Raw genomic sequence first — 14,818 nt, forward strand, 5'->3', positions numbered from 1 at the left:
TTGGCGATCTGCTTCAAAGCCCTGAGCTGGAGGCGGTTGCCATGCTAGAATCCCTGTACCTGAACCTTGGTCAGCACGACGCCATTTCCGACGCCGAGAAGGCATTGCTGTCAGGTGCTATGACCTTCGAGCGAAGCTTTGCCACCGGCCAAGACATCGTGTCTTCCGGATCAAGACCAACCTATAGCACGTTGATCCTCGACGGCCTGGCCGCGCGGTACAAGGTTCTAGAGGATGGCGGTCGGCAATTCACTTCACTCCAGGTGCCAGGTGATTTTGTTGATCTTCATGCTTTTTTGCTGAAGACGATGGACCATGGCATCGTGGCGCTGTCACCCTGCCACGTCATATTTGCCGATCACAGCAAGCTTCGTGCGATCACCGAGCAAGCACCGCACCTCACTCGATTGCTCTGGCTGGATACGCTGGTTGACGGCGCCATCCACCGCGAATGGATTGTCGCGATGGGGCGCCGTTCCAAGATCTCTCATCTGGCCCATCTCGTATGCGAGCTCTTTGTGAGATTGCAGGTGGTCAAGCACACTACGGACATGAGTTTCCATTTGCCGCTCTCACAGGCTGAACTGGCTGACGTGCTCGGCCTGTCGATTGTACATATGAACCGGGTCATCGGGGCCCTTCGCCAGAGCGGGGTCGTTACCTGGTCGAACTATACGGTGACAATTCTCGACTGGCACCGCCTGCAGGAAGTTGCCGAATTCGACCCGACTTATCTGAGCATGATGCGTGAACCGCGCTAACGCGGCTGCGAGATCGGCGGGGCAGCTTTCTCGTTGGCTAACGAGGTTCGAAAGCATACAATATGCTCATCGTCGGCAATTTTTAAGGGCGATGACGCTTGGGAGCGAACATCGCACTCCTGCCCCAAACGGAGGCGCAGGAGAAAATGGCGATAGAGGCCAGGACGACCCGGTTTGAACGGGGAAGCTGTAGCGGCGCTCGCCCGGGAAACCGGCGCCTCAGAAGCACAGATACGAGAAATTGTATCGCTTGTCGGACATGACCGAGCTTCCATTGTGCGGGAAGCGCGGATTGTGGCACGCTCGTCGAAAAGTTGACGGCTTGCTCCGGACAAACCGGTAAGAACGCGAGTCGCTGAACCTTGCTCATAAGCGCCGACTTATGCAATATCCCTGCGTTCTCCCATATCGAGGCGCGCGATGCTGGCCAGGGCTCCCTTCACCGAAGTCGAGATCGAGGACGTCGGCACCTATCGCCTGCCGAGCATGTGGCAGTGGCACAGGATAAAACGCGTCAAGCGCGCAGACCGCGGCGTCGCCATACTCGCCTTCGGCTGCGGCATGACTGTGCGGCAGTTCCGCAAGCTTCCGGCCGACAAGCAGGCGCTGGTCGAGCACGCTCATCTGGTGCTTTCCTCGCCATCCAACTGTTAGCCGCCCTAGGACCAATCGACATTCAGGATTCAAATTTGCGTTGATGCATGATTCATAGGCTTCCAGATTCGGTCTGGAGAGCGATGGATGGCACGGCGATATGAACTGAGCAGCGAGCAATGGCAGCGTATTGAAGGTCTGTTGCCTGGCAAGGCTGGTGATCCCGGGCGCAGCGGTCGGGACAATCGCCTCTTTGTAAACGGCGTGCTTTGGGTTCTGCGCTCCGGAGCGCACTGGCACGACGTTCCCGAGCGCTACGGCAAGTGGAAGACGCTGCATCAGCGCTTCAGCCGCTGGTCAAAAGCCGGAGTTTGGGATCGCGTGTTCGCCGATCTGATCGATGATCCGGACAACGACTACGTGATGCTCGACAGCACACTGGTCCGGGCTCATCAGCAGGCAGCGACAGGAAAAGGGGGGACCAAAACCAGGCTTTGGGGCGCTCCCGAGGAGGATTGACTACCAAGATCCATATGGCGGTGGACGGTCGAGGGCGCCCGCTGCGACTGATCCTGACGCCTGGCCAGCGGGGCGATGTTACCCAAGCGCCCGCCTTGCTCGAAGGGCTCGAGGCCAAACGTGTCCTCGCCGACAAGGCCTATGACAGCAACGCCCTGCGCGCCATCGTCGCCGGGATGGGAGCCGAGGCTGTCATCCCCTGCAATCCGACCCGCAGGAAGCTGATCCCCTACGACTTCGAAGCATACAAAATGCGCAACCTAATCGAACGGTGCTTCAACAAACTCAAGCACTTCAGACACATAGCCACACGCTACGACCGACGCGCCATCCATTTCCTCAGCTTCATCCAACTCGCTTGCGCAATGTTATGGATGCGATGAATGTCGATTCAGCCTAGGGCGTGAACTCATAAAAACGCAGCCAAGTCGGATGGAGGCGAGGGAGTCCGCTCGCCTACGGTTGCATCTCGTGATAAAATCAGCATCACACTTTAGCTTAAGTCCCGATCTGGGGGCCTCGCATGCCCTGCAGCAACGCGCTCGCTCCGTTCGTCATCGCCGCTCTCGTGGCCCTCGGTCCGCTGCCGGCTGGAGCACAGAACAATGCTGCGCCACCCCCGCCGGAGATCGCCGACAAGGTCCAGCTTTGCGCGACCTGTCACGGTGCGGATGGTCTCCCGGTTGTTCAGAACGTGCCGATCATCGCCGGCCAGCACAAGATCAATTTGCTGATAGTTTTGCAGGAATTTAGCAAGGGAAAGCGCACCAGCAACGTCATGGGGCCGATCGCTAAGAATCTTTCTAACCACGACATGGTTGCGCTTGCGGTCTACTTCTCTGCACTGCCCTGGCCCGCCTACCGCGACCCGGCCGACGCAGCGAGCATTACCCGCGTCCAAGCGCTCGACGTCCTGAAGACCTGCACCTCGTGCCACCAGGAGGGTTTCGTCGGACGCGCCAACACTCCGCGCGTCGCAAATCAGAAGCTGGACTACCTGATCAAAACCCTCTCCGACTTTCACGATAACAAGCGCCCAGACAAGGCCAGCATGACGACCTTGGTGCGCAATTTGTCGGCCGACGACATCGCTGCCATGGCTCACTATCTTGCCGGCCTCTGACGATCAGTAGTTCGGGGTCGGCGATCCACCGAATAGAGCCGGCGAAATAGCGATCACTGCGTTACCGCGATTGGCACCTCTCGCCGGTCATTTCTGGCCGTTTATGGGTTCAAGGCCGGAGGGCGGTCCGCAGACATGCATGAAAACGGGTGATTGGCCGGTTTCTGCCTTCAGGATGGGCGATTTGCCAGGATTGGCGAAAGCGCAAACCCTTGCAAATCAAGGCGTCTAGGAACTCGGCCCTATTATAGTACGGCCCTGTTTCCGGGGTGGGTCGGCGGCAAATCTATGTACTCGCTGACAACCGCACCCGCACTGCCGCCGTTCTTACTGACTTCAATGACGAAGTGAAGATCGCGAGCGGCTGAAGACAACCCGCGCCAATTCCCTACCTTCTTCGCCAACGGTCTATTGGCAACCCAAAGAAGTCCAAACAGGTTTCCTGCGGCAGCGCCGTTGATGCCCTTTCGCAGCCCGGCGCGAAAACGTGGGATCACGTCGAGGAGAAACTCGCGCAGCTCCCTTTGGTCTTTTGTTGTCAACTGCATTCGATCATTAGGAGAAGACGTCATGACTTCCGCAGCCTCACGCCAGCGCCGCCGCCATTCTCGGCTATGAACTCGACACCGGCCGCTTCGAGGGCGCGGCGAATGGCTTCAATCGTTCGGGGCATCAATTCTTCGCCTCGTTCTAGCCGTGAAATCGTGTCGACCGACACTGACGCTTCCCGCGCCAGGTCTCGAACTCCCCAACCTATTGCAGACCGGGCCATCTTGCATTGCACAGCTAGCATCGTGACAGTGTACCGATTTCTTGTTGATGTCCTGACGGTGTAGTGTTATCGGTACGGTGCACTGAAAACAGTTCCAATACAAGGAGCAATATCATGCCGAACACCCATGTTCCGGCAGCCGGCGAAGCTATGCCCGCTGCCGAGGAAATAGCTTTCATCGGAAGATTTTCCGGACGAGTCCTGATCGTGCAGCGGAGGGCGTCATGACCTACGCCGCCATAGCCATGCTGCTTGCCGCAGCGAGCCTCCGCACGCGCCTTGTGCGGCTCCACCTCGCCTTGAGGCTCCTACGCCTCTCCAATGCCCTCCATGACGCTGGAGCGCGTGTTCTTGAGCATGTCGAACGGGAGATGGGCCAATGAACGCGCCCGTCACTCTCAAGCCCTTCGCCATGCCTGCCGGCATGGACCCGCGCACATGGCGGCAGGAAGTCGGGAAGCGCATCAACGAACTGCTCGACCAGTCGATGGCGCTGATCACCGCGCTGGACGTGATGGAAAGCGATTGCGACCTCGAAGACGGCGCCGACGCCGAGCCGTCGCTAGGCTGCCTCGATGATCTGGAGCTAGACAATTCCGACGACGAGGACGACGGCACCGCAGAGCCTATGCACGGGGCCATAGAGGGCCATCCCACGTCCAGAGACACAAACCCATATACGGGCGTAGCCATGCCTCGCAGCGGCGAATTGACGGTTCAACTCCTTGGCAGCAACTCGCAAGCGCATTGGGGTGGCGACAGAGCCACGGCGCCAAGCCATGACGAGTGCGAGGCCGAAAACGAGCATGGCGGCGACGTGGACGAGCCGCACGACGAGGACGTCGACCGGGAGCCGTCGCTCGGCTGGACCACTGGCATCGACCAGCGCTTCACCATGAAGGTGGACGACACCGCATGGATCGAGGACGGCGAGCAGGACGGCGGCGACATGCGGGAAGGCGACGACGAGCGGGAAGCCGACTGCGCAGAATATGACGGCCCTGGCTTGATGACGGGAGGCAACGAAGATGGCCGCTGATCGTCCCCTGAACCCAAAGTATCCCGGCTCGGAAGCCGTCGACGAGGTTGACCATGCGCTCGATCTGATCCGCGTGGCACGGCTGGCAATCTGCGCGCATGAGGCAGACCCGACCAACGTCTCGAACGAGGATATGGCGGCGATCGGCTATGTCCTGATCTACGCGATGGACATTCTCAAGCCGGTGCGGGAGGCGCTGAACCGTGGCGTCGCCGAGGAAACCAAGACCGCTCTCCACGCTGCCGGCCGAGCCTGATCATTCCGCAAGCGAAACGACTGGCCCGCTGCCTCACGGTGGCGGGCTTTTTGCATTTTAGATGCAACTGATGTTTCCCGCTCAAGTTACTACCCCGGCCAGCATAACGTCCCCGGCTGGTATCGAAGGAAGCCCGTCACTTTGGCCCACACGGTGGCGGGCTTTTTTATTTGATCAGGGAACGCAAGGTCGTACAGATCATCGAGTGACGCCGGCACCGCCATTTAATCCTATGGGGCTGGGTTGGGACTTCAGTCTTAGTCCAGCCAATAGGCTTAGTTGCGCAGTTGCTAATATGGCCATAGTTTTGGCGGCGCGGGGGACACCTTACCCCCTCCCGCAGTGACCGGTGCGGCTTTCGCATCCCCAAGATAGCCCCAGCCGCACCGGTCATCGCATCAATACGGTTCGCGCCTTAGCGAATGATCCAGTCGATAATTTCGGGGTCGATATCTTGAGCTGCAGGGCACGTCTTCGATGGTCATGCTCGGCGTCGCGCTTTTCAACCACCGATTTCCTGAACGCGCCGCGAACGATATCGCCCGACTATCGAACAAAGGTAATTCAGGGAACAAGCGCCGGACGGTGGAGTTAGACAGTCAAGGGAGTTTCTCCTATGGCTGACGAACAGGATAGAACACCCAGCGTGCCGGACAACCCCGTGGTCAGGCGCCTCGTTAAAGAGGCGCCTGTCACCGAAGAGCAAGCTCGGGAACTTATCGCCGTTTTGGGATATGATTGGCCTTCGCTTATGCGGGAGGCACGCTTCCTAACCAGAAAACGATAGCTCGCTGCTGAGGCGGCGCACAAAATTGCGACTCCGTGCGGGCTTTTAGGCGCACCGCGTTAGTTTAGCGAGTGTAGATGTCCCGCAAGAGCGGCTCAGTGGCCGCTGGCTACTTTCGCACGATCCATTCCAGTAGCTCGGGTTCAATGTCGGCGCTACCCATAAACTCGGTGATCAAAAGCGTGGCTTTCGCCCGCCATTGGTCTTCGGGAATGTTCGCTTCGAGGACGGACTTTATGAAGGCGTTGCGAATGATATCGCAGTCGAAAGACGATACCGAAACACCCGGCTTATCCATAATGCGACCTCCCAACCAAGGCTGAAGACAGAATGGTGACGGGCGATTCATAATCCCTTTGGCAGAGGGTTCAATGGAATTCTAATGTACGGTTTTTACCAAGAAGGCCCCGGCGCCAGGGTGAATGCGCCGGGGCCTTTTGTGGCATGTACGAACTACCTACCATGTCCGATTATTATCGTGGGCTAATATGGTCAACAAAGGATGAAGGACTAAATCCGATGTCTGAAAAGCCCGTCTGGCGAGACGTGATATCGACCCCGGACAGGGAAACGGCGGAGGCCCTAGCCAAGGAACTCGGCCCGAAGGCGCGGATCGAGGCGGTTCCGCCATGGAAAAAGCGCTGACAACCCAATCCGGCGGCATCGCCCGGCGGCTTCGGCTTCCGGGCCTTCTATTTTAGGAAGGTCAACAGCAGGGCGACCAAGCCCATGCATGTCCCGATGATCCATTTCCATTGCGCGAGGTAGAAGTCCACAAACACGTGTGCCGCCTGTGAAGTCCAGTGTCTCTCGTAGTAAGCAGATGGAAGAATCACGATGCCAGCCCCGTGAACCGGATCCGGCTCCACACGGCGTCCTTGGTACCAACTGGCAACGACATTTCTCGAAGCAGCCATCTCACGCGTACCTATGTCGTACCTATCGCCAAAATCGGCATTTTCGCTGAATTGCTAAGTCTTTGAAAATGTTGGCTCCCCGGGCCGGATTCGAACCAGCGACCAACCGGTTAACAGCCGGTTGCTCTACCACTGAGCTACCGGGGAACAGAGGCTCTCATGTGAGTGGCGCAGCCTATAGCAAACCCTTTTCCGCTTTGCAAAGAAGCATTTCGTATTTTTCCGAGGCTTTTTCGCTCAGGCGTTTCTCGCAATCGTTCGCGGATGTCCTCATATTAGCCGTCTTGGCAGCGGCATGGAACCGAAAGCGCGGCTGCGGCTTTGGTTCAATGATGCTCCTGAGCGGTGAAAACGGGTCAATCTTCGAGACGATGACAGCACAAGACAATCAGATGCCGGCGCGGAAAATCTCGGTTTTCGGACGTGAATTCAAGATGCCGCGCTCGCGCGGGCTCAGAATCACCATCGGCATCGTGCTGACCATCTGCGGCATCCTCGGCTTCCTGCCGATCCTCGGCTTCTGGATGGTTCCGCTCGGATTGCTGGTGCTGTCCTATGAATTCGCCCTGGTTCGCCGCCACCGGCGGCGTTTTGTCGTCTGGTGGGAACGGCGCCGCCGGCCGGATTGAGGGCCGATAGCGCAGGGGCTCAGCGGCCGGCGTGCTCTTCCAACGCTTCGCGGATCTGCTTGAGAATCGCCGCGGCTGAGGCGAGCTTCGCCCGGTCGTGCGGCGACAGGCTGCTCGCACTCCCGATACACAGGCGGTCGATGGCATAGCGCAAAAGCTCTTCGCACTGCGGCAGCGACAGGCCGGACGCCGCATTCTTGTCTTTTGCCGCCATTGTCGGACGCATGGCTAGCCTCCTGCCGTCCTGAACGTATGGGCCGTGGATGAGTTTCGTCCGAGCGCGAGCCATGCTTAACAATCCTCTAATGTATCGTCGTGAGGTCCCTGCTGAGGATTTGACGGATGCGGCCCCGGATTGGCGCGGAGGAAACCGTCCGGAATGCACGGTGGCCGCTTGACGGCATTTTCGCCGCAACCTATTGGAACCGGGTGGAACGCCGGGAGCAAAGAGGCCTCGTGGCGGAGTGGTTACGCAGAGGACTGCAAATCCTTGCACCCCGGTTCGATTCCGGGCGAGGCCTCCAATACCCGGGCCCCGCGCAGCAGCGCTGGGGCCTGAAGTTCCGATCGTAATGAACCGCGGTTCTGGCGCGGCAAGCGGATTGGTTGGAACATGAGCGCTGATTTCTCCGAGCTTCGCGTCAAGATGGTCGACGGTCAGGTCCGCACCACCGACGTGACCAGCGCGCCACTGCTCGACGCAATGCTTGTCGTGCCGCGCGAGGTGTTTGTCGGCGCCGACCAGCGCGATCTCGCCTATATCGATGAGGATATCCGCATTGCCGCCGGCGTGGACGGCGCGCGCTATCTCATGGAAGCTTCGCCGCTGGCCAAGCTCATCCAGCTGGCCGAGATCGGCCCTGCCGATTCGGCGCTCGATGTCGGCTGCGGCACCGGCTATGCCTCGGCCATCCTGTCTCGGCTGGCCAAGTCCGTGGTTGCGCTCGAAAGCGATTCGACGCTGGCTGAGACGGCCAGATCGACGCTTTCGTCGCTGGGCTGCGGCAATGTGACCGTTGTCCAGGGGACGTTGTCGCAGGGGCATGCCGCCCAGGCGCCTTATGACGTCATCTTCATCGGCGGCAGCGTCGCGGACGTGCCGGCGCCGCTGCTCGACCAGCTTGCCGAAGGCGGCCGACTCGTCGCGGTCGAAGGCCAGGGCAATTCCGGCGTAGCCCGACTTTTTTTAAAAGCCGGGGGGGTTGTAACCGGCAGACGCGCGTTTAATGCGGCAATTAAGCCACTACCGGGATTTGAACGTATCCGTGCGTTCGAATTCTGAATGATTTTGCCTTGCAGGAGAGGCCTTGTCATGGTCGCTTGCATTTGAAATCGTTGCTGATCTGCAAACTGGGGGCGCTTTGGGGCTCGGCAGCAGGGAACATCGAACACGCGGCGCCGGCTCTCAGAGGAGAAGCCGGCGCGGCGTGGTTCCCATGGAAAACGAATGAGGGATACATGGTCCTGCCTATACGCAAGAGTCTTTTCGCCGCCGTCCTCGTTTCCGCGACCGCGCTTTCTCCCTTCTCGGCCTCGGCGGAATCCATCCTTGGTGCCCTTGCAAAGGCCTATCAGTACAATTCCACTCTGAATTCGGCCCGCGCCGGCGTTCGTGTCACCGATGAGGGCGTCGCCATCGCCAAGTCGGGCTGGCGCCCGACGATCAATGGCTCAGCGGACATCGATTACTCGAGCAGCCACGTCAATGGCACGAACTCAAGCGAGGCCCTGACCACCGGCAATTTTGGCGTCCAGATCAATCAGACGCTGTTCGACGGCTTTCAGACCAGGAACAATGTCGCTGCCGCCGAAGCGCAAGTCCGTGCCCAGGTCGAAAACCTGCGCAACACCGAAGAGAACACCCTGTTCAGCGCGGCCCAGGCGTATATGAACGTGATTCGCGACCGCCAGATCGCCGTGCTGACCGAACAGAACCTGCAATTCCTGACCGAGACGGCGCGCGCGGCACGTTCGCGTTTTGAGGTTGGTGAAGGCACGCGTACCGACGTCGCGCAGGCCGACGCTTCGCGCGCCGCCGCCGTGGCATCGCTGAGCGCCGCCCGGGCGCAGGCGCTGTCAAGTGCGGCAAGCTACCGCCAGATCGTTGGCGACGAACCGGGCAAGCTCAAAGCCGCTTCGCCGGTGGCAAAGCTGTTGCCGTCGAGCCTCGCCGCCGCCGTCGGAGTGGCCGCCAACGAGCACCCGGCCATCCTTGCGACCCAGCATCTGGTCGACGCCGCCGCGTTTTCGGTGAAGTCGGCCGAAGGCGCGCTGCTGCCGCAGCTGTCTGCAAGTGCGGGTGTGTCGAGCGCTTATCGCAACACTGTGCCGGGCGTCTTCGCGTCGCAGGACGGCACGACCAATTCGGCCAGTGTCGGGGCAACGCTGAGCATCCCGATCTATTCCGGTGGCCGCACCTCGGCGATCGTGCGCCAGAACAAGGAATCGCTAAGCCAGGCTCGCATCGAGGTCGACGTCAACCGCGACTTGGTGCGGCAACAGGTGACCGCCGCCTGGACCGAGTACACCGCCGCGCAGCAACAAGTCACCGCCAACAGGCAAGTGATCGAGGCCGCGAAGCTTGCACTGAGCGGCGTCATCGAAGAACGCAATGTCGGCCAGCGCACCACGCTCGATGTCCTCAACGCACAGGCGACGGTCATCACCGCCGAGATCAACCAGGCCAGCTTTGAACATGACGTGGTGGTGGCGAGCTATGCCATCCTGCAGGCGACCGGCCGCCTGTCCGTCGACCGCCTCGGCTTGCAGGTGACGAAATACAGGCCGGAAGAGCACTACAACGCAGTCAAGGACAAGTGGTACGGACTGCGCACACCGGATGGCCGCTGAGGGCGTTCGGCTCGGAATTCCGTCTTCCAGCTCGGGTATGCCTTTTGGTTTCGCTGACCTTGGTTCGGGATCGCGCTCTAATCTGTTGAAATCCCACAAGTCCCCAGATTGGGGATTCTCGTGCGGCGATCCGTCGGTTACGCTGTCGTCATGATTCGATCCGGCTTTGCCGGGCGGAAATCCACATGGGTGGTCACAAGGGCGGCGGATGTGACGATGGCAACGGCAAGCAGTGCACAGCGCGAACCTTCCATGGAAGAGATACTGGCTTCCATCAGGAGGATCATCGAGGACAGCGACGGCGGCCGCAAGCAGCCGGGCGACGCCGATGAGCTCCGCCAGGATCTGGAGCCGGCGTCGAACGCCGATCCAGTCGCCGACGTCGAGGCATTCCGTGCCGACCTGCGCGCCGCCCCCGAGATCAAGAAGCCGATCACGCTGGCGGAAGTCCAGGCACAATTGCCGGCCGCCGAGCCGGGGATTGCGCGCATGGAAACGCCGGCGCGCCCCGATCCCGCTCCGGCAAAGCCATCGATGACACTTGCTGAGGTCAGCGCCCGGGTCGCCGCAGAGCCGACCCCGCCGGCCACGGCCGACGCGCCAGCAGCGAGCCCTGTGGCCGATGCCCCCGTTGCCGATTGGCGGCGCGAGATCGCTGCGGTTGGCGAGCAGGCGAGGGCGGTGCCGGACAAGGGCGAGGTACTCAAGCCAGTCGCCCAGCCGCCGGTGGAGACGCCAACGGACGAGCCGACAGAGAAAGCAGCCGTCGAGCCGTCTCGTCCAGACGCAAGCGTGGTGCGACCGGTGGCCGCCAGCGATGCGCCGCGTCCGGCCATCGTCTCCGAGCACACCGGCCGGCAGGTTGCCGCCGCCTTTGGTGAGCTTTCCGATGCGTTTGCCAGCCGCAGCAAGAAGACATTCGACGAGATGGCCGAAGAGATGCTGAGGCCGATGCTGCAGGATTGGCTCGACAACAATCTGCCGACACTGGTCGAAAGGCTGGTGCGCGAGGAAATCGAGCGCGTGGCGCGCGGGGCGCAGTAGCCTCCGATATCGATCACCGCTGAAACGCCGCCCGTGAGGCGGCGTTTCTGTTGGCAGGATCAGTTCGCGCTGGCGGTTCGTTTCCAAGAATGGCCTCTGGAAAGAAATCGGGCGCCCGGCTACCGATGGCTGTCGCGAATGCATCGGAGCCACACTCGGCCGTACATCTTGGCTTCTGCGTGTTCGCCACTCCGACCGTCACCCTGACTGCCCGCCCGCGCAAAGCGATACCGCACGCCAAGGGGCGAAGTTTCGTGCCGGTGCGGACACGGCCTTGCGTTGAAATGAACAGGGCCACGCCTATTTGCCTGTAGTGACCCGAGGCAGCCCTTGCGGTTGACTTGATCAAAACCTTCCGATTTACACCGGACCAGCAAAAATCCCGACAGCGCGGACCATTTTCCCATGCTTGAAAAGACCTACGACGCAAAAACCGTCGAGCCGAAGATCGCCAAAGTCTGGGAGGAGGCCGACGCGTTTCGCGCCGGTGCCGGGGCCGAGGAGGGGGCGGAAGCCTTCACCATCGTCATCCCGCCGCCGAATGTGACCGGCTCGCTGCATATGGGCCACGCGCTCAACAACACGCTTCAGGACATATTGGTGCGCTTCGAGCGCATGCGCGGCAAGAACGTGCTCTGGCAGCCGGGCATGGACCATGCCGGCATCGCCACGCAGATGGTGGTCGAACGCCAGTTGATGGAAAAGCAGATCCATCGCCGCGACCTGACGCGCGAGCAGTTCATCGAGAAGGTGTGGGAGTGGAAGGCCGAATCCGGCGGCGCGATCTTCAACCAGCTGAAGCGCCTCGGCGCCTCGGCCGACTGGTCACGCGAACGCTTCACCATGGACGAGGGCCTGTCCAAGGCCGTGCTCGAAGTGTTCGTCACGCTCTACAAGCAAGGGCTGATCTACAAGGACAAGCGGCTGGTGAACTGGGATCCCAAGCTGCTCACCGCGATCTCCGATCTCGAGGTCGAGCAGCAGGAGGTCAACGGCAATCTCTGGCACTTCCGCTATCCCATCGAGGGCCAGGTCTTCGATCCGGAGAATCCAAAAACCTTCATCACCGTGGCGACGACGCGCCCCGAGACGATGCTGGGCGACACGGCCGTCGCCGTTCACCCGGACGACGAGCGTTTCCGGCATCTGGTCGGCAAGAACATCGTTCTGCCGATCGTCGGCCGCAAGATCCCTGTGGTGGCGGATGAGTACTCCGATCCGGAGAAAGGCTCCGGCGCGGTCAAGATCACGCCGGCGCATGACTTCAACGACTTCGAGGTCGGCAAACGCCACAAGCTGCCGGCGATCAACATCCTCACCGTCGAGGCGGCAGTAAGCCTCAAGGACAATGAGGATTTCCTTGCCGGTCTCGAGGTGACGCCGGAGCGGCAGGCGGTCTGGGATGAACTCGACGGCCTCGACCGCTTCGTCGCGCGCAAGAAGATCGTCGAGCTGATGGAAGAAGGCGGCTTCCTGGAAAAGGTCGAGCCGCATCGCCACGCGGTGCCGCATGGCGACCGCGGCGGCGTGCCGATCGAGCCGTTCCTGACCGAGCAGTGGTATGCCAATGCTGCTGAGCTCGCCAAACCGGCGATCGCCTCGGTGCGTGAAGGCCGCACGAATTTCGTGCCGAAGAACTGGGAAAAGACCTATTTCGACTGGATGGAAAACATCCAGCCCTGGTGCATCTCGCGCCAGCTGTGGTGGGGTCACCAGATTCCGGCCTGGTACGGGCCGGACGGGCGCGTCTTTGTCGAGAAGACCGAGGAAGAGGCGCTGGGTGCTGCGATCGAATACTATCTGGCGCTCGAAGGACCGTGGAAGGCCTGGGTCGAGGACAAGCTCGAGAACTTCAAGCCGGGCGAGATCCTGGCCCGCGACGAGGACGTGCTCGACACCTGGTTCTCCTCGGCGCTGTGGCCGTTCTCGACGCTCGGCTGGCCGGACCAGACGCCCGAACTGAAGACCTACTACCAGACCGACGTGCTGGTCACCGGTTTCGACATCATCTTCTTCTGGGTCGCCCGCATGATGATGATGGGCCTGCATTTCATGGACGAGGAGCCGTTCCACACCGTCTATGTCCATGCGCTCGTGCGCGACAAGAACGGGCAGAAGATGTCGAAGTCGAAAGGCAACGTCATCGATCCGCTCGACCTGATCGACGAATACGGCGCGGATGCCTTGCGCTTCACCCTGACGGTGATGGCGGCGCAAGGCCGCGACGTGAAACTCGACCCGGCGCGCATCGCCGGCTATCGCAATTTCGGCACCAAGCTGTGGAATGCGACGCGTTTTGCCGAGATGAACGAGGTCGCGCGCAATGACGATTTCTGGCTGAACGACGCCAAGCTGGCGGTCAATCGCTGGATCCTCACCGAACTGACGCGGGCGGCGCGCGAGATCACCGACGGCATCACCTTATACCGCTTCAACGAGGCGGCGGGCGCAGCCTACCGCTTCGTCTGGAACCTGTTCTGCGACTGGTATCTGGAACTGCTGAAGCCGGTGTTCATGGGCACGGACGAGGCGGCCAAGGCCGAAAGCCGTGCCTGCGTCGCCTTCGTGCTCGACGAGATCTACAAGCTCTTGCATCCGATGATGCCGTTCATGACCGAGGAACTGTGGGCGCAGACCGCTGGCGAAGGCAAGGAGCGGCCGTCGCTGCTGTGTCACGCCGCATGGCCGTCGCCGGACTTCGAGGACGCCGACGCTGCCGCCGACATCAACTGGCTGGTCGACCTCGTCTCCGGAATCCGGTCGGTGCGCTCGGAGATGAACGTGCCGCCGGCGGCAATTGCGCCGCTCGTCGTGGTCGGCGCCAACGACGTGACACGCGAACGGCTGGTCCGCGAAAACTCGGCGATCAAGCGGCTGGCGCGGGTCGGCGACATCTCGCTGGCCGATGTCGCCCCAAAAGGCTCGGCGCAGATCGTGCTCAACGAGGCGACGATCTGCCTGCCGCTTGGCAGCCTGATCGATCTCGCCGCCGAGGCGGCCCGGCTGCAGAAGGAACTGGCCAAGGTGACCGAGGAAATCGCGCGGCTGCACAAGAAGCTGTCGAACGAAAGGTTCGTCGCCAGCGCGCCGGCCGAAATCGTGGATGCGGAGCGTGAAAAGCTCACCGAATATCGCGACGCGCAAGACAGGCTGTCGGTGGCGTTGACCAGGGTTCGCGACGCGGGTTGAAGGGAAGATTCGTGGCGCTTCGACCCGTCTCGAAATCGGGGTTTTTTGCCTCGAAAATAGGCATTCCGTTGCGTTAATATTGACGTAAACGGAAAGTTTTAGCCCCATTGTTGCCATAATGTAACAATGGGGCCCTGGAACCCCAAAACCTGCTATTTTTGAGCCTTCTGGGCCGTTTTTTTCTCCCGTTTTGAAGGCGGCACACGCTCCAGAGGCTGTTTTTCGGCCTAACGGCACCGGATGCATTATGTCGAAAATGCGCTTGGCAAACGTGTACATGTACGCCCCATGAATTCGTTATTGCACCGTTAACCTGAATTGGTTCTAGCTTGGCGCAC

The 14,818-nt window shown here is 60.7% G+C and carries 15 protein-coding genes, 2 tRNA genes and 1 pseudogene; 13 read left to right on the forward strand and 5 right to left on the reverse strand.

The window, feature by feature from the left end:
- Window positions 1–41 precede the first annotated feature (41 nt).
- The 4 genes and pseudogenes from ACFSOZ_RS06845 to ACFSOZ_RS06860 all read left to right on the forward strand — a co-directional run bounded on the left by ACFSOZ_RS06845 (window position 42) and on the right by ACFSOZ_RS06860 (window position 2,997).
- Window positions 42–761: a Crp/Fnr family transcriptional regulator gene (locus ACFSOZ_RS06845; RefSeq protein ID WP_379095132.1), complete on the forward strand. Its 720-nt coding sequence runs from the start codon at window positions 42–44 to the stop codon at window positions 759–761.
- A gap of 420 nt (window positions 762–1,181) precedes the next feature.
- Window positions 1,182–1,415 (forward strand): hypothetical protein, encoded by a 234-nt coding sequence (locus ACFSOZ_RS06850; RefSeq protein WP_379095135.1) that lies wholly within the window; start codon window positions 1,182–1,184, stop codon window positions 1,413–1,415.
- An 87-nt stretch (window positions 1,416–1,502) separates the two neighbouring features.
- A pseudogene (locus tag ACFSOZ_RS06855) lies at window positions 1,503–2,257 on the forward strand (IS5 family transposase).
- Window positions 2,258–2,397: 140 nt separating this feature from the next.
- On the forward strand, window positions 2,398–2,997 hold the full coding sequence (locus ACFSOZ_RS06860) for a c-type cytochrome (RefSeq protein WP_379095138.1): 600 nt from the start codon (window positions 2,398–2,400) through the stop codon (window positions 2,995–2,997).
- A gap of 245 nt (window positions 2,998–3,242) precedes the next feature.
- Here the strand turns inward: ACFSOZ_RS06860 and ACFSOZ_RS06865 are convergent, their stop codons facing one another.
- Together ACFSOZ_RS06865 and ACFSOZ_RS06870 are read right to left on the reverse strand one after the other, a co-directional pair.
- Entirely contained in the window at window positions 3,243–3,569 is a 327-nt protein-coding gene (locus ACFSOZ_RS06865; RefSeq protein ID WP_379095140.1) for a hypothetical protein, read from the reverse strand.
- Window positions 3,566–3,790: a helix-turn-helix domain-containing protein gene (locus tag ACFSOZ_RS06870; RefSeq protein ID WP_379095143.1), complete on the reverse strand. Its 225-nt coding sequence runs from the start codon at window positions 3,788–3,790 to the stop codon at window positions 3,566–3,568. The genes ACFSOZ_RS06865 and ACFSOZ_RS06870 overlap by 4 nt, the downstream gene beginning before the upstream one ends.
- A 358-nt stretch (window positions 3,791–4,148) precedes the next feature.
- Between ACFSOZ_RS06870 and ACFSOZ_RS06875 the strand changes: the two genes are divergently transcribed.
- Complete coding sequence (locus ACFSOZ_RS06875) at window positions 4,149–4,808, forward strand: hypothetical protein (RefSeq protein WP_379095146.1); 660 nt, start codon at window positions 4,149–4,151, stop codon at window positions 4,806–4,808.
- On the forward strand, window positions 4,798–5,064 hold the full coding sequence (locus ACFSOZ_RS06880; RefSeq protein ID WP_379095150.1) for a hypothetical protein: 267 nt from the start codon (window positions 4,798–4,800) through the stop codon (window positions 5,062–5,064). Before ACFSOZ_RS06875 ends, ACFSOZ_RS06880 begins: the two co-directional genes overlap by 11 nt.
- A gap of 896 nt (window positions 5,065–5,960) precedes the next feature.
- On the opposite strand, the gene ACFSOZ_RS06885 is transcribed toward ACFSOZ_RS06880, so the two are convergent.
- Window positions 5,961–6,149: a hypothetical protein gene (locus ACFSOZ_RS06885; protein ID WP_379095153.1), complete on the reverse strand. Its 189-nt coding sequence runs from the start codon at window positions 6,147–6,149 to the stop codon at window positions 5,961–5,963.
- 221 nt (window positions 6,150–6,370) lie between these two features.
- On the opposite strand from ACFSOZ_RS06885, the gene ACFSOZ_RS06890 reads away from it, so the two are divergent.
- A complete protein-coding gene (locus ACFSOZ_RS06890; RefSeq protein ID WP_379095155.1) occupies window positions 6,371–6,496 on the forward strand; it encodes a hypothetical protein in 126 nt (41 codons plus the stop codon).
- 344 nt (window positions 6,497–6,840) lie between these two features.
- Here ACFSOZ_RS06890 and ACFSOZ_RS06895 read toward each other — a convergent pair.
- Window positions 6,841–6,915, reverse strand: a tRNA-Asn gene (locus tag ACFSOZ_RS06895).
- 224 nt (window positions 6,916–7,139) lie between these two features.
- On the opposite strand from ACFSOZ_RS06895, the gene ACFSOZ_RS06900 reads away from it, so the two are divergent.
- Window positions 7,140–7,397 carry a PGPGW domain-containing protein gene (locus tag ACFSOZ_RS06900; protein ID WP_379095158.1) on the forward strand — a complete coding sequence of 86 codons (258 nt, stop codon included), beginning with the start codon at window positions 7,140–7,142 and terminating at the stop codon, window positions 7,395–7,397.
- 19 nt (window positions 7,398–7,416) lie between these two features.
- Here ACFSOZ_RS06900 and ACFSOZ_RS06905 read toward each other — a convergent pair whose 3' ends face one another.
- Window positions 7,417–7,623 carry a hypothetical protein gene (locus tag ACFSOZ_RS06905; RefSeq protein WP_379095160.1) on the reverse strand — a complete coding sequence of 69 codons (207 nt, stop codon included), beginning with the start codon at window positions 7,621–7,623 and terminating at the stop codon, window positions 7,417–7,419.
- Between the two features lie 224 nt (window positions 7,624–7,847).
- On the opposite strand from ACFSOZ_RS06905, the gene ACFSOZ_RS06910 reads away from it, so the two are divergent.
- The 5 genes from ACFSOZ_RS06910 to ACFSOZ_RS06930 all read left to right on the forward strand — a co-directional run bounded on the left by ACFSOZ_RS06910 (window position 7,848) and on the right by ACFSOZ_RS06930 (window position 14,480).
- Window positions 7,848–7,921 (forward strand) — tRNA-Cys (locus ACFSOZ_RS06910).
- An 89-nt stretch (window positions 7,922–8,010) separates the two neighbouring features.
- Window positions 8,011–8,679 (forward strand): protein-L-isoaspartate O-methyltransferase family protein, encoded by a 669-nt coding sequence (locus ACFSOZ_RS06915; protein ID WP_379095163.1) that lies wholly within the window; start codon window positions 8,011–8,013, stop codon window positions 8,677–8,679.
- A 176-nt stretch (window positions 8,680–8,855) separates the two neighbouring features.
- Window positions 8,856–10,247, forward strand: coding sequence for a TolC family outer membrane protein (locus ACFSOZ_RS06920; RefSeq protein ID WP_379095166.1), 1,392 nt, complete (start codon window positions 8,856–8,858; stop codon window positions 10,245–10,247).
- Window positions 10,248–10,463: 216 nt separating this feature from the next.
- The gene (locus ACFSOZ_RS06925) at window positions 10,464–11,291 is read left to right on the forward strand and encodes a PopZ family protein (RefSeq protein ID WP_379095169.1); all 828 of its coding nucleotides are present in this window, start codon (window positions 10,464–10,466) and stop codon (window positions 11,289–11,291) included.
- Between the two features lie 405 nt (window positions 11,292–11,696).
- Window positions 11,697–14,480: a valine--tRNA ligase gene (locus tag ACFSOZ_RS06930; protein ID WP_379095172.1), complete on the forward strand. Its 2,784-nt coding sequence runs from the start codon at window positions 11,697–11,699 to the stop codon at window positions 14,478–14,480.
- The last annotated feature ends 338 nt before the right edge of the window (window positions 14,481–14,818 follow it).

Origin of the sequence: Mesorhizobium newzealandense (assembly GCF_042682145.1) — a bacterium.
Lineage (GTDB): Bacteria > Pseudomonadota > Alphaproteobacteria > Rhizobiales > Rhizobiaceae > Mesorhizobium > Mesorhizobium newzealandense.